The organism is Pseudomonas tensinigenes (assembly GCF_014268445.2).
Lineage (GTDB): Bacteria > Pseudomonadota > Gammaproteobacteria > Pseudomonadales > Pseudomonadaceae > Aquipseudomonas > Aquipseudomonas tensinigenes.
In genome coordinates this window covers 6,466,417-6,484,090 of record NZ_CP077089.1, presented here as the reverse complement: position 1 = coordinate 6,484,090, position 17,674 = coordinate 6,466,417, and the positions used below count along the sequence as shown (strand labels likewise).

The following is a 17,674-nucleotide window of genomic DNA, read 5'->3' as shown; positions in this document are numbered from 1 at the left end:
TCATGGAATTTCTGCTCTATCTGGCGCTGGGCGCCTGTGCGGGCGTGCTGGCCGGGCTATTCGGGGTTGGCGGCGGGATCATCATCGTGCCGGTGCTGGTGTTCAGTTTCACCTTGCAGGGCTTTGATCAGTCGATCCTCACCCATCTGGCGGTCGGCACGTCGCTGGCGACGATCATCTTCACCTCGGTCAACGCCGTGCGTGAGCATCATCGACGCGGCGCGGTGCGCTGGCCGATCTTCATGTGGATGGCCGTCGGCATTCTGCTCGGTGCAGGCTTCGGCGCACTGACTGCAGAAGCGATCTCCGGCCCGCACCTGCAAAAGATCATCGGCGTGTTTGCCTTGATCATCTCGGTGCAACTGGCGCTGGACATCAAACCCAAGGCCAGCCGAACGGTGCCGGGTAAATTCGGTCTGACCGTGGCCGGCAGCATCATCGGCTGGGCCTCGGCGATTTTCGGCGTCGGTGGCGGCTCGCTGACCGTGCCGTTCCTGACCTGGCGCAGCGTGCCGATGCAGCAAGCGGTGGCGACTTCGTCGGCCTGCGGGCTGCCAATCGCGCTGGTCAGTGCATTAAGTTTCATGATTCTGGGGTGGCACGATCCGTTGTTGCCGCCGCATAGTCTCGGTTTTGTGTATTTGCCGGCGTTGTTGGGCATCGCCCTGACCAGCATGATCTTCGCCCGCATCGGTGCGCGATTGGCGCATCGGTTGTCGCCGCGCTTGCTGAAACGGCTGTTCGCCGCTTTGCTGTTCAGCGTGGGTGTGAGCTTCCTGCTTTAATCGCGTCGCAATCCTGGCTTAATCCTGAGGTGGCAGCGTCGCCCGGGAATTTTGGTTTCAACTCTAACGAGGAGTCGCAATGCTGCCTTACCCGCAGATCGACCCGGTGGCCCTGGCCATCGGTCCGCTGAAAATCCACTGGTACGGTCTGATGTACCTGATCGGCATCGGCGGTGCGTGGCTGCTGGCGTCGCGCCGGCTCAACCGTTTCGACCCGACCTGGACCAAGGAGAAACTCTCCGACATGGTCTTCTGGATGTCGATGGGCGTCATCGTCGGCGGACGTCTGGGCTATGTGCTGTTCTACGATCTGAGCGCTTACCTGGCCAACCCGACGCTGATTTTCGAAGTGTGGAAGGGTGGCATGTCGTTCCACGGCGGTTTCATCGGCGTAATGCTGGCCGCGTTGTGGTTCGGCAAGCGTAACGGCAAGTCGTTCTTCCAGCTGATGGACTTCGTTGCGCCGATGGTGCCGATCGGTCTGGGCGCCGGACGTATCGGCAACTTCATCAACGCCGAATTGTGGGGCAAAGCCACCGACGTACCGTGGGCCATGGTCTTCCCGCCATTCAGCGACCCGGCACAACTGCCGCGTCACCCGTCGCAGTTGTATCAGTTCGCGCTCGAAGGCGTGGCGTTGTTCCTGATCCTGTGGATTTTCTCGCGCAAACCGCGTCCGACCATGGCTGTTTCCGGCATGTTCGCGCTGTTCTACGGCATCTTCCGTTTCATCGTCGAGTTCGTCCGCGTGCCGGATGCGCAGTTGGGCTATCTGGCCTGGAACTGGCTGACCATGGGCCAGGTGCTCTGCGTGCCGATGATCGTCGGCGGGCTGTTCCTGATCTGGCTGGCCTATCGTCGCGCACCGGCAGCACCGCTCGCGCCGACGGCTTAAACTACGAACCCCGGCGCGCGACGCCGGGGCTCAAAGGACACAGGTAACTCATGAAGCAATATCTCGAACTGGTCTCGCACGTCATTCAGAACGGCAGCAAACAGGCCAACCGCACCGGCATCAACACCATCAGTTTCCCGGGTGCGATGCTGCGTTTCGATCTGCAGGAAGGTTTTCCGGCGATCACCACGCGCAAAATGGCCTTCAAATCGGCCATCGGCGAGATGTGCGGTTTTCTCCGTGGCGTGAACAATGCCGCTGAATTTCGCGCGCTGGGCTGCAAGGTCTGGGACCAGAACGCCAACGAAAACGCGCAGTGGCTGGCCAACCCGTTCCGTCAGGGTGACGACGACCTCGGCGAAATCTACGGCGTGCAATGGCGCAAATGGCCGGCGTACAAGCAGATCCCGCTGAGCAACAGCGCCGCCATCGAACAAACCCTGGCCAACGGCTACAAGCAGATCGCTCAGGGCGAAGAAGACGGCCAGGCCTACGTGGTGCTGTACAAAGCCATCGACCAGGTGCGTCAGTGCGTCGACACGATCATCAAGGATCCGGGCAGCCGCCGTATTCTGTTCCACGGCTGGAACGTTGCTCAGCTCGATGAAATGGCCCTGCCGCCGTGCCACCTGCTGTACCAGTTCCACCCGAATGTCGAGACCAAAGAGATTTCTCTGACCCTCTACATCCGCTCCAACGATCTGGGTCTGGGCACGCCGTTCAACCTCACCGAAGGCGCCGCGCTGCTGAGCCTGATCGGTCGCCTGACCGGCTACACGCCGCGTTGGTTCACCTATTTCATCGGTGATGCGCACGTCTACGAGAACCATCTGGACATGCTCAACGAACAGCTCAAGCGCGAGCCGTTCGCCATGCCGAAACTGAAAATCTCCGACCGCGTGCCGGAGTTTGCCAAGACTGGCGTCTATCAGCCGGAATGGCTGGAGCTGGTCGAGCCGAGCGACTTCTCGCTGGAAGGCTACGAGCACCACGCGCCAATGACCGCGCCAATGGCGGTCTGAAAGACTGGCTCTGAAGCTTTTATATTCGGTATAGGTCTACCGGACTGTCATGTCTGACAGTAGGCAAGTAAAAAAGAGGGTGTTTGACTGACTGCAGGCCTACTGGGCATGGGTCAGTCAAACACCCTCTTTTTCATTCAAGGAGCTTCATCATGACAATCAGTGCATCCGGCGCAACGGCCGGGTTCTCGGAGGTCTCAATCGGTTTTGCACCACAGCGCTTGCAGGGCACGGTGAACAATCGCCCCTTCATTGGCTGTGAAAGTCGCTCGGGGCTTTTCCATTCCATTCCCAGCCTCGACCCGTGGGGGTGCGTGGTGCCCATGGAAATACTCAGCGGCGCACCGATCTTCATCGACTCGTTGCGGGTCGTCGTTTCAGTCAATGAGATGGATTTTCGCAGGGGTGATCAGGTTCGGGTGCAGTGGCAGGCGCTCGGTGGTTCCGGGGGCAGTTATACGTCGCAGCCGCAAACAGTGGTGGAGTACACCTCTTTGCATTTTGCGGTGCCTGACAAAACGGCGCGTCAGTTTGAAGGTGATCGGGTCGAGGTAATCTTTGTCATCGAAAGAGATGGTATTGCTTTACCTTCCTTGTCGTTGCATCTGACGTTCGCGGCGGAGCTGCTCCAGACCGGCCCGGTTTTTATTGATGCCGTGTCGCAAGGTGTCCTGCAAGTTGATCAACATCCCAATGGCGTATGCCTGACCATTCCCCGGATTGAAAACCTGCGAACCAATAACGCCATCGAAATGACCTGGAAAAGCAGTGCAAAGGGCGGCCAGGATGGCGCCTGGAGGGATTACCAGCGCAAGCTGACGGTCAGTCCCGATTCATCCCTCGGCTTCTGGATTGAGCCTACGGTCTATCAGGCGTATCGCGGTGAGACCGTTCACCTGTTCTGCAGTCTTTTTCTGGGTACGGGGATGGTCCCCGGCTTGACCTACGGCATGGGGCACCGGGGTGTATTGGAGTTCAGGCTGGTGTGAGAGCCATTGGCGACGCAGGACTAATGACCATGACTTCTGCCCACATGGGAGTGCTCAACCTCCGTCGCCACCACACCGCCACTCACTTCCAGCCGCTGCAGAATCCCGCATTGCTCCGCATCCGGCCCTTCGCCACAACGTTGGCGCAGGTCGAGCAACTGTGTCTGCAACGCCAACAAGCCATCAATCCGCGCCTTCACGTGCTGGATGTGTTCGTCGATCAGCGTATTGACGCTTTCACACTGATCCTGCGGGCTGTCACGCATGGCCAGCAGACTGCGGATTTCTTCAAGGGTCATGTCGAGGGTGCGGCAGTTGCGGATGAAGGTCAGGCGTTCGGCGTGGGCCTGGGTGTAGACGCGATAGTTGCCGTCGCTACGGGCCGGTTCCGGCAGCAGATTTTCGCGCTCGTAGTAGCGGATGGTTTCCACGGCGCAGTCGGTGAGTTTGGCCAGTTCTCCGATCTTCATGACGGCAATCTCCAAAAGGGTGCTTGACCCTATAGTGGCTACAGGGTCTTTACTTGGCAACAGGCACCTTCATGGACGCGACCAATGAGCGATTCCCAGCACACCCACAAGCCCGGCGACGGCCACGATCACAGCCATAAATTGCAGCCTGTGCATAAACATTCACATGGCGGCGATTCCTGCTGCGGGTCGAAAGTCGCAGCACCGGCACCGGTTCATTCGCACGAAGATTCCTGCTGCTCGTCGACAGCCGCCGCGCCTGCGTTGGTGCAACTGAGCGAAAAGACCAGCGCCGATGCGCGCCTGAGCAGTTTCCGCATCGAGGCGATGGACTGCCCGACGGAGCAGACGCTGATCCAGAACAAACTCGGCAAGCTCGCCGGTGTGCAGCAGCTCGAATTCAATCTGATCAACCGCGTACTTGGCGTGACCCATAATCTGCCGGGTACCGAGCCGATCACCGAGGCGATCAAATCCCTCGGCATGCACGCCGAGCCGCTGGAGGCGGGTGTCGAAGCGCCAGCCCCGGCCCCGGTGAAAAAACATTGGTGGCCGCTGGCGCTGTCCGGTGTCGGCGCGCTCGCCGCCGAAGTCATCCACTTCACCAACGCCGCGCCAACCTGGGTGGTGGCGATCATCGCGCTGGTGTCGATCCTCAGCGGTGGCCTGACTACCTATAAAAAGGGCTGGATCGCCCTGAAGAACCGCAACCTCAACATCAACGCGCTGATGAGCATCGCCGTGACCGGTGCCATCCTTATCGGCCAATGGCCGGAAGCGGCGATGGTGATGTTCCTGTTCACCGTTGCCGAGCTGATCGAAGCGCGCTCGCTGGACCGTGCGCGCAACGCGATCAGCGGCCTGATGCAGATGACACCGGAACAAGCCACGGTGTTGCAGGCTGACGGCAGCTGGATTGAGCAGGACGTGAAAAGCGTCGAACTCGGCGCCCGTGTTCGGGTGAAACCCGGCGAGCGTATTGCGCTGGACGGCGAAGTGGTCAGCGGCAGTTCGACCATTGATCAAGCACCGATCACCGGGGAAAGCCTGCCGGTAGAAAAAACCGTCGGCGACAAAGTCTTCGCCGGCACCATCAACCAGGCCGGTTCGCTGGAGTACGCGGTCAGCGCAGCGGCGAACAACTCGACCTTGGCGCGCATCATCCATGCCGTTGAACAGGCTCAAGGTGCGCGCGCGCCGACCCAGCGCTTCGTCGATCAATTCTCGAAAATCTACACGCCAGTGGTGTTCGTATTTGCCCTGGCCGTGGCGATTATTCCACCACTGTTTATGGGCGCGGTGTGGTTCGACTGGATCTACCGCGCGTTGGTGTTGCTGGTGGTCGCGTGCCCGTGTGCACTGGTGATTTCGACTCCGGTGACCATCGTCAGCGGCCTCGCGGCGGCGGCGCGCAAAGGCATTCTGGTCAAGGGCGGCGTGTATCTGGAGGGCGGTTTCAAGCTCGATTATCTGGCGCTGGATAAAACCGGCACGATCACTCACGGCAAACCGGTGCAGACCGATTACCTGTCGCTGGACCCAACCGCCGATGCCTCCGCGCCGGCTATCGCTGCTGCGTTGGCGGGGCGCTCGGATCACCCGGTGTCGCTGGCCATCGCCAACGCCGCTGTGGATAAAAACTTCCAAGCGTTGACTGTGGATAACTTCGAAGCGCTGGGCGGGCGTGGCGTCAAAGGCCAGATCAACGGCCAGACCTATCACTTGGGCAACCATCGCCTGGTCGAAGAACTCGGTTTGTGCTCGCCAGCGCTGGAAGAAAAACTCTTCGCGCTGGAGAAGCAGGGAAAATCCGTCGTGCTGCTGCTCGACAGCTCTGGCCCGCTGGCACTGTTCGCCGTGGCTGACACGGTCAAGGAAACCAGCCGCGAAGCGATCCGCCAATTGCACGAACTCGGGGTGAAAACCCTGATGCTCACCGGTGACAACGTGCACACCGCCCAGGCGATTGCTGCGCAGGTCGGTATCGACGAGGCCCGTGGTGACTTGCTGCCGACCGACAAACTGCAAGCCATCGAAGACCTGTACAAGCAGGGTCATCGCGTCGGCATGGTCGGCGACGGCATCAACGACGCGCCGGCACTGGCCCGCGCCGAGATCGGTTTCGCCATGGCCGCTGCCGGCACCGATACGGCGATTGAAACCGCCGATGTCGCCCTGATGGACGACGATCTGCGCAAGATCCCGGCGTTCATCAGCCTGTCGCGCAATACCGCCAGCATCCTGAAACAGAACATCGCGCTGGCCCTGGTGATCAAAGCTATCTTTCTTGCGGTAACCTTCGCCGGGCTCGCCACCATGTGGATGGCGGTGTTTGCCGACATGGGCGTGAGCCTGCTGGTGGTGTTCAACGGGTTGCGCCTGCTGCGCAAATAGATGAGGAAAGGTTGTGCTGAGTGCCGAGCTGAAAGCGTTTTACATGGTCGCCCGTCTGGGCAGCATCACGCTGGCGGCGAAAAAACTCGGCCTCAGCCAACCGACCGTGACCACGCAGATTCGCAATCTGGAAAGTCAGTACTCGGTGGAACTGTTCTACCGTGGCGGCCGGCGTCTGAGCGTCAGTGATGAAGGCGCGCGGTTGCTGCCGATGGTCAAGACCCTGCTGCAGCAAGAGGCCGATATCGAGTTCTTCCTGCGCAACAGCGGTCAGGTGCAGGGCACGTTGCGCATCGCGGCGACGGCGCCGTATTACATCCTCGATCTGGTGAAGACCTTTCGCGAGCGTCTGCCGCAAGTGGAAGTGTCGGTGGAAATCGGTAACTCGCAGCAAGTGCTGGAAGCGCTGGAGGATTACCGCGTGGACATCGCCGCGTCGTCGCAATTGCTCGATGACGCGCGATTGATTCGTCGGGTGTTGGGCACTGATCCGCTGGTGCTGGCGGTGCATCGCAATCATCCGCTGGCTGTGCAGGAGCATGTGGCGTTGAGTGCGCTGGCCGGGCATACGTTGTTGATGCGTGAGTCCGGTTCGACCACGCGGCGGCTGACGGAAGAATTGCTGGCGACTGCCGGGGTTAGCTTCGGGCCGCTGCTGGAGATTGGCAGCCGTGAGTCGATTCGTGAGGCGGTATTGCGCAATATCGGCATCAGCATCATTGCCCGGCAGGAAGTGCCGCATGATCCGCAGTTGCGCGTGTTGACCATCGAGAATGCGCCGCAGATTCCTGAATATCTGTATTGCCTGAAAGAGCGCAAGGGCGCGCGGTTGCCGGCGGCGTTTCTCGGCTTGGCCCAGGAAATGTCCCCGGCCTGAGATCTTCAGTGTGCGAGCTGGCCTCTTCGCGAGCAGGCTCGCTCCCACATTGGATTTGGGTTGTGAACACTATCCCCTGTGGGAGCGAGCCTGCTCGCGAAGGCGCCAGATCAGTCACCCCATCACTTGAACCAAAATCCCTGAATACCACTATCGGCCGTTTTTGCCTCACTGCCACATGACGGACGCATTACAACTCTAGGATTGGCCCCATCTGCTTGATGAGGTCTGTCCATGAATCCTGCCATCGCAACTGCCCTGACCAACCCCGGTGCGCCGATGAAAGTGCGCGGCGTGCAGAAACGCTTCGGCGCTTTCACCGCGCTGGATAACGTCTCCCTCGACGTCGCCGCCGGTGAACTGGTGTGTCTGCTCGGCCCCTCGGGCTGCGGCAAAACCACCTTGCTGCGCTGCATCGCCGGTCTGGAAAAGCAGGACAGCGGCGAGCTGTACCTCGGCGAGCGCGACGTCTCGCACCTCGCCCCGCAAGCCCGTGATTACGGGATTCTGTTCCAGTCCTACGCGCTGTTCCCCAATCTGACGGTCGAAGCGAACATTGCCTACGGCCTCGCTGGCAGCGGCCGCGATGAAGTGCGCCGCCGCGTCGGACAGATGCTCGAACTGGTCGGCCTCACCGGCAGCGAGAAAAAGTACCCCGGCCAATTGTCCGGCGGCCAACAGCAACGTGTAGCGCTGGCCCGCGCGCTGGCGCCGGCACCGTCACTGCTGTTGCTCGACGAACCGATGTCGGCGCTCGACGCCCGGGTCCGCGAGCATCTGTGCACCGAACTGCGCCAACTGCAACGCAACCTCGGCATCACCACCCTGATGGTCACGCACAATCAGGACGAAGCCATGCTGATGGCCGACCGTATCGCGGTGATGAACAACGGCCGCGTCGAGCAGTACGCCACCCCGCAGGAAATCTACAACCGCCCGGCCACGCCGTTCGTGGCCGAGTTTGTCGGCCAGGGCAACTGGCTGCCGTTCCAGCGCAGCAGCGACACTCACGCGCAGGTCGGCGGGATGAACCTGCGCCTCAGCGATGGCAGCATTCAGCGTGCCTCGGGCCGTTTGTTTTGCCGCCCGGAAGCGATCAACGTCAATCCACCGGTGCACGAAGAAAACCTGTTCCCGGCCAAAGTCCGCGAGATCACCTTCCTCGGCAACCGCTGCCGCATGAGCTTCGAACTCGATCAACTGCCGGGCCACGCGTTGCTCGCCGAACTCGCCCCGGAAGCCATGCCGCGCCTCGGCGCCCAGCAAATCATGGTCGCCTTGCCGCCGCGCAGCCTGCAGGTGTTTGCCTGATGAACAGCAACCTCGCGCTGCCGCTACCGCACAAGCAGGTGCGCCAGACTTCGAAAGCCGAGATCGGCGATCGCATTTTTGTCGTCGGCGGCAAAGTGCTCTTGCTGCTGTTACTCGGCGTCGCGGTATTGCTGCCGTTGCTGGCGATCTTCTGGCGTGGTTTCAGCAGCGAGGCAGGGCAGGGCGGTGGCTGGATCGCGGCGAAGGAGCTGGTCACCAGCGAGAATTTCCACTGGCTGCTTGGCAACAGTCTGAAAGTTTCCCTCAGCGTCGCGGCCATCGTCGTACCGCTGGCCTACCTGTTTGCCTATGCGCTGCAACGCACGCTGATTCCGGCCAAGGGCATCTGGCGCGGGATTTCGTTGTTGCCGCTGATGGCGCCGTCGATGCTGCCGGGGATTGCGCTGGTCTATCTGTTCGGCAACCAGGGCATGTTGCGCGGATTGCTCTCGGACAATATCTACGGGTTCTGGGGGATTGTGCTGGGCGAGGTGATTTACACCTTTCCGCATGCATTGATGATTCTGCTCTCGGCTTTGTCGCTGGCCGATGCGCGACTGTTCGATGCGGCGTCGAGCATGGGCGCCAGTCCGGCCAAAGCCTTTCGCAGCATCACCTGGCCGGCAACGCGCCAGGCTGTATTCGCCGCGTTCTGTCTGGTGTTCACCCTGACCATCACCGATTTCGGTGTGCCGGTGGTGGTCGGTGGCGACTATCAAGTGCTGGCGCTGGAAGCCTACAAAGCTGTGGTCGGCCAACAGCAATTCGGTCGCGGCGCGTTGATCGGCATGGTGCTGTTGCTGCCGGCGCTGTTCAGCTTCGGCGTCGATGCGTGGTTGCGTCGGCGACACGGCGATTCCATGAGCGGTCGGGCGCAGGTGTTCAAACCGTCGCCGTCGAAACTGCGCGATGGCTGCTATCTGGCGATTGTTTTGCTGATCAGCGCCGCGTTGATTCTGGTGTTCGGCATGGCCGTGTTTTCCTCGCTGGTGAAGTTCTGGCCGTACAACCTGTCGCTGTCACTCAATCATTACCAGTTCAACGAAACTGCTGGCGGTGGCTGGCTGGCCTACAGCAACAGTCTGAAGATGGCGTTGGGCACGGCGCTGATCGGCAGTGTGCTGATCTTTACCGGCGCTTACCTGATGGAGAAAACCCGCAGTCAGCGCGGACTCAACCTGGCCCTGCGCATGCTCAGTTTTGTGCCGATGGCGGTGCCGGGGCTGGTGCTCGGTCTGGGTTACGTCTTCTTCTTCAACCTCACGGGTAACCCGTTGCATGTGCTGTACGGGACGATGACGCTGCTGATCGTCTGCACCATTGCGCACTACCTGACCACCGCCCAAATGACCGCGACCACTGCATTGCGCCAACTCGACGCCGAGTTCGAAGCCGCTGCGCTGTCGCTGAAGGCGCCGCTGTACCGCCACTACCTGCGCGTCACCGTACCGATCTGCCTGCCGGCGCTGCTGGACATCGTGCGCTACCTGTTCGTCTCGGCGATGACCACGGTGTCGGCGGCGATCTTCCTCTACAGCCCTGACACCATTCTCGCGGCAGTGGCGGTGCTGAACATGGATGACGCCGGCAACGTCGGCGGCGCGGCGGCGATGTCGACCCTGATTCTGTTCACTTCGGCGGGCGTGTCCTTGCTGCTGGCGTGGGCTTCGCGCGGCTTGCTGCGCCGTTCTCAAGCCTGGCGGCAAACCGCGCCCGGTCACTGATTCACACCCTCAACTCAAAAGACAGGATACCGATCATGTTCAAGCCTTTGGCCCTGGCCGCTGCTGTGCTCGCTACTTTCAGCCTGAATGCCTTCGCGGCAAAAACCGAGTTGACGGTGTACACCGCCCTCGAAGCCGAGCAACTGAAGTCCTACAAAGAGGCGTTCGAAAAGGCCAACCCGGACGTCGAGATCAAATGGGTGCGTGATTCCACCGGGATCATCACTGCCAAACTGCTCGCCGAAAAGGCCCGTCCACAGGCTGACGCGGTGTGGGGCCTGGCTGCTTCGAGCCTGGCGATCCTCGATCAGCAAGGCATGCTGCAAAGCTACGCGCCGAAGGATCTCGGCAAGATCGGCGCGAACTACCGCGACGCCGCCAACCCGCCAGCGTGGGTGGGCATGGACGTGTGGGCCGCGACGATTTGCTTTAACACCGTCGAGGCCGAGAAGCAGGGTTTGACCAAGCCAGTGAGCTGGCAGGATCTGACCAAGCCTGAGTACAAAGGCAAGATCGTTATGCCGAATCCGGCGTCGTCCGGCACCGGTTTCCTCGACGTCAGTGCCTGGCTGCAAACCTTCGGTGAAAAGCAGGGTTGGGCGTACATGGACGGTCTGCACCAGAACATCGGCCAATACGTTCACTCCGGTTCCAAGCCTTGCAAGTTAGCCGCGGCGGGCGAGTTCCCGATTGGGATTTCCTTTGAATACCCGGCGGTACAGCTGAAGCGTCAGGGCGCGCCGCTGGACATCATCCTGCCGAAGGAAGGCCTGGGCTGGGAGATCGAAGCGACTGCCGTGATCAAAGGCACGCCGCATGAAGAGGCAGCGAAGAAACTGGCTGACTTCTCGGCGAGTGCTGAGGCGATGGATCTGTACAAGGAGAACTTCGCCGTGCTCGCGCAACCGGGGATCGCCAAGCCGCAGACCGAATTGCCGGCCGATTACGAGCAGCGTTTGATCAAGAACGACTTCGCCTGGGCCTCGAAGAATCGTGACGAGATCCTGACCGAGTGGCGCAAGCGTTATGACGGCAAGTCCGAGAAAGTGGCGGCCAAGTAAGATCTTTATCGACTGACAGGGCCCCTTCGCGAGCAGGCTCGCTCCCACATTGGACCGTGTTCACAACACAATTCTCTGAGGGGGCTGACACATTGGATCTTCAGTGAACGCAAATTCTGTGGGCACTAAAAATCCCCTGTGGGAGCGAGCCTGCTCGCGAAAGCGGTCTCTCATGCAGGACATTTCTAAATGACACAACACCAAGACCTGCTCATCGTCGGCGCTGGCATCCTCGGCCTGTCCCACGCCTACGCCGCCGCCAAACGCGGCCTCAAGGTCGCCGTTTTCGAACGCACCGCCACCCCCCTCGGCGCCTCGGTGCGCAACTTCGGCCAGGCGCTGGTCACTGGCCAACCACCCGGCCCAATGCTCGAACTGGCCAAGGCCAGCCGCGAGATATGGGGCGACTGGGCGCAGCTCGCAGGCTTGCAGATCAAGCGTAACGGCTCGTACCTGTTCGCTCGCACTGAAGTTGAAGAACACTTGCTGGAAGTGTTCTGCAACGGTCGCGCCGTGGAGCACGGTTACAACATCCAGTTGCTGCGCGGCGCGGCCTTGCGCGATCTGTATCACGGCCAGTTCAGCCACCACCGCGCAGCCCTCCATGGCATCGACGATCAACAGCTGTACTCACGCGAAGCAATCCCGGCGCTGATCGATTACCTGCGCCGCGACCTCGGTGTCGAGTTCCACTTCTCCACGCTGGTACGCGACGTCGAAACCGGACACCTGCACAGCACCGCCGGCAGCTTTACCGCGAAGCAGATCGTCGTCTGCTCCGGCCACGACTATCAGACCCTGCTGGCCGAACCGATCGCCGCGCTCGACCCGCAAATCTGCCGTCTGCAAATGCTCCGCGCCAAACCGCAGGTCGATCTCAACCTGCAACACGCCTTGCTCACCGGTCTGAGCTGCGTGCACTACGGCGCCTTCGCCGATCTGCCAGAAGCGGCGGCGGTGCAGGCGCAGATCCTGCGCGAGCAACCGCACCTGCACGACAACGGCATTCACCTGCTGATCAGCCCGACACCTTACGGCGAGCTGATCATCGGCGACTCGCACCACTACGGCAGCGATCCTTCACCGTTCAACGCCGAGCAAGTGGACAACTGGATGATCGAGCTGGCCGAGCAGACGCTGGGCTGCAAGGTGCAAGTGGTCGAGCGCTGGCAGGGCGTCTATGGTTCACGGGGGCCGGGGCCATTTTCGTTCCTGCGCCCGGCAGCGGGGTTGAGTGTGGCGCTGATGCACACCGGCGTCGGCATGAGCGTCGGCCCGGCGTTGGCCGAGCGCAACGTTGCGCAGTTGCTGGAGGAAATTTGATGACAGGTCATGAGCAAGTCGTTGCGCGGGTATTCGGGCTGTACGAACGCTTCGGCACCAGCGATTACATCGGCGAGCCGGTGTCACAGATTGAGCATATGTCTCAGGCGGCCGAACTGGCGATGGCTGAGGGCTTTGATGATGAAGTGGTGCTGGCGGCGTTCTTTCATGACATCGGCCATTTGTGTGCCGAGGGCGCTGAGAACATGGGCGGCTTTGGCGTGGTCAGTCATGAACGGCTGGGTGCGGATTATTTGCGCGAGGCCGGTTTCAGCGAGCGTATGGCGCAGCTCGTGGAGTATCACGTACAGGCCAAGCGGTATCTGACGTTGCGGGAGCCGGGATATTTTGATCGGCTGAGTGAGGCGAGTCGGCGGACGTTGGAATATCAGGGCGGGGTGATGACCGAGGCTGAGGCGGATGTGTTTGAGCGGGATCCGTTGTGTGCGGTCAGTTTGCGGATGCGGCAGTGGGATGAGTTGGCCAAGGAGAGGGCGGTGCCGGTGATGGATCTGGCGGTGCTCAAGCGCAAGGCTGAGGTTTTGTTGTTGGCTGAGTGATTGTCGCCCTCACCCCAGCCCTCTCCCGGAGGGAGAGGGAGCCGACCGTGTTGTTTTTGAGCCAAACACCGACCTGAAATATCCAGTCGAACTCAGGTTTGGACAGCATGCAGATCTGCTCCCTTTCCCCCTCGCCCCCTTGGGGGAGAGGGCTGGGGTTGATCTGGCTTAATGATTCTGGACACCCCTAAAGGGCGTTAATCTACGCCCAACGACGAGGTGTGATTTGACCAGACGATATTTTTCGACAGATTTCAAACGGGATGCGGCTTGCCTGGTTTTGGATAAAGACTATTCGGTGAGTGAAGCCTGTGAAGCAATGGGCGTGGGCCCTACAGCTCTGCGCCGCTGGGTTGAGCAACTGCGTGCGGAGCGCAGCGGCAAGACGCCTGAGAAGTCCAAGGCCATGACCGTTGACCAACAACGCATCCAAGAACTGGAAGCAACAATTCGACGGATTGAGCGCGAGAAGGAAATTTTAAAAAAGGCTACAGCTCTCTTGATGTCGGATTCCCTCGATCGGTAAGGCTGGTCGAGGAGTTAAGCGAGCAATATCCAAGATCCGAGTTGTGTGGCGTGTTTGGTATCAACCGCAGCAGTTATTACGAGCGTCTGAAACAGCGGGCGAAAGTGCATGTCGGGCGCGATCGCCTAAAGATCAAGGCTGCCGAATTACATGAGCAAAGTCGCGGCTCAATGGGCGCGCGCAGCCTGTCAAAAGCGCTGTGTAACGAAAAAGAGTCGGTAGGTCGTTACATGGCTCGTAGCCTGATGCGCGAGCTCGGTTTGAAGAGCCAGCAACGGCGCAGGCATCGGTACAAACCCAGCGGTGCGGAGGCGCAATACGCCCCCAATCATTTGGAGCGTAAATTCAATGTCGAGGCCCCCAATCGAGTGTGGTGTGGCGACGTGACTTACATTTGGGCCGGTACTTACTGGGTTTATCTGGCTGCTGTACTTGATCTGCATGCCCGCCGCATCGTCGGCTGGGCGATGTCCAGAAGTCCGGATTCAGCTCTGACCTGTCGAGCGTTAAAGATGGCTTTCGAGTCGCGAGGACGCCCTGAAAACCTAATGTTCCATTCGGATCAGGGCTGTCATTACAGTAGTAAAGTGTTTCGTGAAACGCTGGCGGACATGCGCATAAAACAAAGCATGAGTCGACGAGGAAACTGCTGGGATAACGCGCCGATGGAGCGTTTCTTTGGCAGTTTGAAATCTGAATGGATACCCAAGACAGGCTACCGAAACGAAGACGAGGCCAGTACCGATGTGTTGCGCTACCTGACCCATTATTACAATCGGATCAGGCTGCACAGTCACAATGGCTACCGAACTCCGGTGGACATGGAGGCCCTGGCGGCATGAAAAAGGGTAAAACCCTATAACCGTGTCCAGTATCGTTTGACCAGATCAGGTGAGGGGGTAGCGATCTAAAGCTCAAGCACCCGATCAACCAACCCCTCAATCTGCTCTTGCCGCTCAGCCTGATTCAACTTCGCCTGCGGATTCAACGACGACCACTGCGGATGCGCCCGCGCCTTGTTCAGCGCTTCCGGCAACTTGCCCTCACGCCAGGTTTTATCCTGCGGGGTCGCCACCTGAACCGCATCCATCGCCGCGTGCCCACGCTGATCCAGCGCCAACACCAACTGCCGCTGGCGCAACGCCAACAGCCGCAACACCCCATCATCCACCGTCAGCTCGCGCTGCCCTTTGATCTTGCCGAGCAACCGGCTGCCATAACTGCGCGCCGTCTGCAACGCGCCACCGGCAATCGCCCCGGCCAATGCCGCCGCGCCGAGGGTGATTCCGCCAACCAGCAGATCCACGCCAGCCCCTGCCGCCGCACCGGCAGCAATACCGCCGCCCACGCGTACGCCGAGTTGCTTCAAGGTTTCCGGGTTGAACAAGTCATCACCCCAGCGTCCATCGAGCAACGGCAAATCACTCGCCGCCGCATCCTGCGGACGAAACGCGTACAGCTTGAGCAACGCCTCAACACACTTCTGCTCGCGCTGGCGCACAGCCTTGCGCAGTTCGCTGATGGCTTGCTGCTCCTGCTCCGCCTCGCTGACCACACTGCGTCGGCACGCGGCGCAGTCGATCAACAACTCAGCAATCAAGCGCGCCGCACTTTGCTGACGCGCGAGGCGCTGAGCCTGTTGATCGGCAATCAGCCGCTCCAATTGCGGACGAGCGTTTTCCAGCAGCAGCGCCAGACTTTCATACAGCCGTCGCTCGCCATCTTCCGGCGGCGCAACGCTGTCGAAACGCACCAGCGCATGCAGCCCAAGCCGTGCCAACGCTTCACGCCAATCCGGCTCGCGATGGTTGGCACTGCTGACGAAATTCAGCACCGGCAGCAGCGGCTTGCCGCAACTGGCGAGCACTTCCAGTTCGTCGCGGTACTTGGCCAACACCGGTTCGCGGGCATCGATCACATACAATCCGGCGTCGGAGGCGAGTAATTGCCGCAGTACTTTAGCTTCCTGCTCAAAGCGCTGGCGTGCCTCGCTGCCGTCGAGAAATCGCGCCAGTCGTGCCGGACCATCGAGGCGTTCGCCGGGGCGTTCCAGGCGTTCGAGAAAATCCAGCAGGGCAATGGCGTCTTCCAGCCCCGGCGTATCGTAGAGGTCGAGCAACGGTTCGCCGTCCACCGACAACCGCGCGCCCTCGACATGCCGGGTAGTGCTCGGGCGATGGGAGACTTCGCCGAAACCGACATCGCGGGTCAGCGTGCGCAGCAGCGAGGTTTTGCCGACGTTGGTGTGGCCGACCACCGCGAGTTTCAGCGGCGCTTTCCAGGCATCAGTCATGACCCGTCTCCAGCCAGTTCAACGGCGCGCAATCGGCGAACTTCAAGTCAAGTTGTTGCAGTGCGACGTGCCAGTCGCCGAGACGCTCGGCATCCAGTGCTTCGCCGGGCGGCGCTTGCAGCAGCCACACGCGAGTCTCGCCCGCACTGCGCGCCAGTTCGGCGATCAAGGCGAGGCTGCCGCGATCCGGCGAGCGCCGTGGGTCGCAGGTAATCGCCAGGCGTGCCGGCGGAAAGCGACTGAGTTGTTCGAGCAGTTTGTGGCGTGATTCGCGGCTGTCGAGGATGCCGGCGTTGCTGACGTTTTTCGGCAGCGCGGGCGGCCATGGGCGCTGCTCATCGAGTTCAATCGCGACCAACAACGCGCCTTCGCTAACCCGTTCACCAACGCCGCTTTCGACACGGTGCAATTGCGCCGGCTCCGGGTCGTTGACGCCGAGGCGTTCGCTGGTCGGCATCAGACGTTCGCGCAGATGCGCGTAGCCGGGCAGGTTCAGCTCCAGACGCAAGCGATCACGCCCACGTTTCCAGCGCCAACGGCAGAACAGCATCAGCACAAGGCGGGGTAGCACGCCATAGATCAGCACCGCGCCGACCAGCCAAATCGCCCACATCTGGCGAACCAGGACGCGGTTGTAATCGGTGTCCAGCGTTACGCGAATCATGTCCACGCTCGGCGCACTCCAGCCCAGCGCATGGGGAATAACCGTCAACGCATCAGTCAGTGCCGCGAAGAAGTCAGCGCCCAGCAGCGTGCTTTCCCAGATGAAGTCATATTGCCGAGTGGCCATCATCAATATCAGCATGCTTAGCGCGCTGAACATGATCAGCAGCCACAGGCCATTGACCAGCGAGCCAATCGCCCAGCGATTGAGTTTATGGCGTTGCAGCAAGACCAGTAATGCGGGGGGTAATTGCGCGGCTTTGGCGTCCCGGGCAAATTTCTCGCTAAGCCACAGCCACAACCTGCCAAGCGCAGCAGCATGTTCGCCAGCGAATAGCAGACCGAATGCCCAACTCAGCAGCAGGATCAGATTGACCCCGAGCAAGGTGCCCAGCGCCCAGAAAATGTTCACTGCTCGCGTACCGTCGCCGAGCGCAGAAAATGCCATGCCTGCGCCAGTGACGCAGGCCAGCACCACCATCAATAGCAGTGCCAGACGCGCGCCTTGCAGCCAGTGTTTGAGGGCGGCCGTCAGCCCGTCACGTTCGGCCAGCCAGAGCGCCCGGCGCTGAATGCGGCTCGGCAGATCGCCGCCGACGGTGCGGGCCAGACGATTGGCTTCCAGATCATCCAAGGGGCCTGCGTGTTCTTCGCGCAGGCGCACGGTCTCGGTGAGCCAGAGGTTTTGCAGTGGAGTCAGTTCAGTCACGCAGCGTCCCGTCGCTTAAATGAGCGCTGAGCATAACCGCTGTGGCGCTTATCGGGGTAAGCGCGGCTCTGG

General features: G+C 60.8%; 15 protein-coding genes. 12 read left to right on the top strand and 3 right to left on the bottom strand.

Annotated features, from left to right (window positions below; genetic code table 11):
* Window positions 1-2 precede the first annotated feature (2 nt).
* From HU718_RS28915 to HU718_RS28900, 4 genes are all read left to right on the top strand, one after another.
* On the top strand, window positions 3-785 hold the full coding sequence (locus tag HU718_RS28915) for a sulfite exporter TauE/SafE family protein (protein ID WP_150706344.1): 783 nt from the start codon (window positions 3-5) through the stop codon (window positions 783-785).
* Window positions 786-864: 79 nt separating this feature from the next.
* Window positions 865-1,680: a prolipoprotein diacylglyceryl transferase gene (gene lgt, locus HU718_RS28910; RefSeq protein ID WP_007913003.1), complete on the top strand. Its 816-nt coding sequence runs from the start codon at window positions 865-867 to the stop codon at window positions 1,678-1,680.
* Between the two features lie 50 nt (window positions 1,681-1,730).
* A complete protein-coding gene (locus HU718_RS28905) occupies window positions 1,731-2,702 on the top strand; it encodes a thymidylate synthase (protein WP_150706346.1) in 972 nt (323 codons plus the stop codon).
* Between the two features lie 152 nt (window positions 2,703-2,854).
* Window positions 2,855-3,691 carry a hypothetical protein gene (locus HU718_RS28900; RefSeq protein WP_186616677.1) on the top strand — a complete coding sequence of 279 codons (837 nt, stop codon included), beginning with the start codon at window positions 2,855-2,857 and terminating at the stop codon, window positions 3,689-3,691.
* Window positions 3,692-3,711: 20 nt separating this feature from the next.
* Here HU718_RS28900 and cadR read toward each other — a convergent pair whose 3' ends face one another.
* Window positions 3,712-4,161, bottom strand: coding sequence for a Cd(II)/Pb(II)-responsive transcriptional regulator (cadR, locus tag HU718_RS28895; RefSeq protein ID WP_150706348.1), 450 nt, complete (start codon window positions 4,159-4,161; stop codon window positions 3,712-3,714).
* An 84-nt stretch (window positions 4,162-4,245) separates the two neighbouring features.
* Here cadR and HU718_RS28890 point away from each other — a divergent pair, with 84 nt between their 5' ends.
* The 8 genes from HU718_RS28890 to HU718_RS28855 all read left to right on the top strand — a co-directional run bounded on the left by HU718_RS28890 (window position 4,246) and on the right by HU718_RS28855 (window position 14,779).
* The gene (locus HU718_RS28890; RefSeq protein WP_150731211.1) at window positions 4,246-6,555 is read left to right on the top strand and encodes a heavy metal translocating P-type ATPase; all 2,310 of its coding nucleotides are present in this window, start codon (window positions 4,246-4,248) and stop codon (window positions 6,553-6,555) included.
* 13 nt (window positions 6,556-6,568) lie between these two features.
* Window positions 6,569-7,432: a LysR family transcriptional regulator gene (locus tag HU718_RS28885; RefSeq protein WP_122594640.1), complete on the top strand. Its 864-nt coding sequence runs from the start codon at window positions 6,569-6,571 to the stop codon at window positions 7,430-7,432.
* 234 nt (window positions 7,433-7,666) lie between these two features.
* Complete coding sequence (locus HU718_RS28880; RefSeq protein ID WP_095112817.1) at window positions 7,667-8,743, top strand: putative 2-aminoethylphosphonate ABC transporter ATP-binding protein; 1,077 nt, start codon at window positions 7,667-7,669, stop codon at window positions 8,741-8,743.
* Complete coding sequence (locus HU718_RS28875; RefSeq protein WP_150730919.1) at window positions 8,743-10,467, top strand: putative 2-aminoethylphosphonate ABC transporter permease subunit; 1,725 nt, start codon at window positions 8,743-8,745, stop codon at window positions 10,465-10,467. The genes HU718_RS28880 and HU718_RS28875 overlap by 1 nt, the downstream gene beginning before the upstream one ends.
* A gap of 35 nt (window positions 10,468-10,502) precedes the next feature.
* Window positions 10,503-11,528 (top strand): putative 2-aminoethylphosphonate ABC transporter substrate-binding protein, encoded by a 1,026-nt coding sequence (locus HU718_RS28870; RefSeq protein WP_053124777.1) that lies wholly within the window; start codon window positions 10,503-10,505, stop codon window positions 11,526-11,528.
* Between the two features lie 189 nt (window positions 11,529-11,717).
* Window positions 11,718-12,851, top strand: coding sequence for a TIGR03364 family FAD-dependent oxidoreductase (locus HU718_RS28865; RefSeq protein ID WP_186616676.1), 1,134 nt, complete (start codon window positions 11,718-11,720; stop codon window positions 12,849-12,851).
* Entirely contained in the window at window positions 12,851-13,411 is a 561-nt protein-coding gene (locus tag HU718_RS28860) for a phosphonate degradation HD-domain oxygenase (RefSeq protein ID WP_186616675.1), read from the top strand. Before HU718_RS28865 ends, HU718_RS28860 begins: the two co-directional genes overlap by 1 nt.
* Before the next feature lie 226 nt (window positions 13,412-13,637).
* Window positions 13,638-14,779, top strand: a protein-coding gene (locus tag HU718_RS28855; protein WP_437180867.1) for an IS3 family transposase whose coding sequence is annotated in 2 segments (ribosomal slippage) — window positions 13,638-13,899 and window positions 13,899-14,779 — 1,143 coding nt in all. Because the reading frame shifts where the segments join, the coding sequence is not laid out codon by codon here.
* A gap of 65 nt (window positions 14,780-14,844) precedes the next feature.
* On the opposite strand, the gene HU718_RS28850 is transcribed toward HU718_RS28855, so the two are convergent.
* Window positions 14,845-16,230 carry a GTPase/DUF3482 domain-containing protein gene (locus HU718_RS28850; protein ID WP_160042231.1) on the bottom strand — a complete coding sequence of 462 codons (1,386 nt, stop codon included), beginning with the start codon at window positions 16,228-16,230 and terminating at the stop codon, window positions 14,845-14,847.
* Window positions 16,223-17,602, bottom strand: a complete 1,380-nt coding sequence (locus HU718_RS28845) for a DUF2868 domain-containing protein (RefSeq protein ID WP_186616689.1) — start codon at window positions 17,600-17,602, stop codon at window positions 16,223-16,225. The genes HU718_RS28850 and HU718_RS28845 overlap by 8 nt, the downstream gene beginning before the upstream one ends.
* Between the last annotated feature and the right edge of the window lie 72 nt (window positions 17,603-17,674).

Excerpts from the sequence above, each read along its gene's own strand:
- lgt (WP_007913003.1), top strand. The coding sequence starts at position 865 with ATGCTGCCTTACCCGCAGATCGACCCGGTGGCCCTGGCCATCGGTCCG.
- HU718_RS28890 (WP_150731211.1), top strand. The coding sequence starts at position 4,246 with ATGAGCGATTCCCAGCACACCCACAAGCCCGGCGACGGCCACGATCAC.
- HU718_RS28875 (WP_150730919.1), top strand. The coding sequence starts at position 8,743 with ATGAACAGCAACCTCGCGCTGCCGCTACCGCACAAGCAGGTGCGCCAG.
- HU718_RS28865 (WP_186616676.1), top strand. The coding sequence starts at position 11,718 with ATGACACAACACCAAGACCTGCTCATCGTCGGCGCTGGCATCCTCGGC.
- HU718_RS28880 (WP_095112817.1), top strand. The coding sequence starts at position 7,667 with ATGAATCCTGCCATCGCAACTGCCCTGACCAACCCCGGTGCGCCGATG.
- HU718_RS28860 (WP_186616675.1), top strand. The coding sequence starts at position 12,851 with ATGACAGGTCATGAGCAAGTCGTTGCGCGGGTATTCGGGCTGTACGAA.
- HU718_RS28850 (WP_160042231.1), bottom strand. The coding sequence starts at position 16,230 with ATGACTGATGCCTGGAAAGCGCCGCTGAAACTCGCGGTGGTCGGCCAC.
- HU718_RS28870 (WP_053124777.1), top strand. The coding sequence starts at position 10,503 with ATGTTCAAGCCTTTGGCCCTGGCCGCTGCTGTGCTCGCTACTTTCAGC.
- HU718_RS28900 (WP_186616677.1), top strand. The coding sequence starts at position 2,855 with ATGACAATCAGTGCATCCGGCGCAACGGCCGGGTTCTCGGAGGTCTCA.
- HU718_RS28915 (WP_150706344.1), top strand. The coding sequence starts at position 3 with ATGGAATTTCTGCTCTATCTGGCGCTGGGCGCCTGTGCGGGCGTGCTG.
- cadR (WP_150706348.1), bottom strand. The coding sequence starts at position 4,161 with ATGAAGATCGGAGAACTGGCCAAACTCACCGACTGCGCCGTGGAAACC.
- HU718_RS28905 (WP_150706346.1), top strand. The coding sequence starts at position 1,731 with ATGAAGCAATATCTCGAACTGGTCTCGCACGTCATTCAGAACGGCAGC.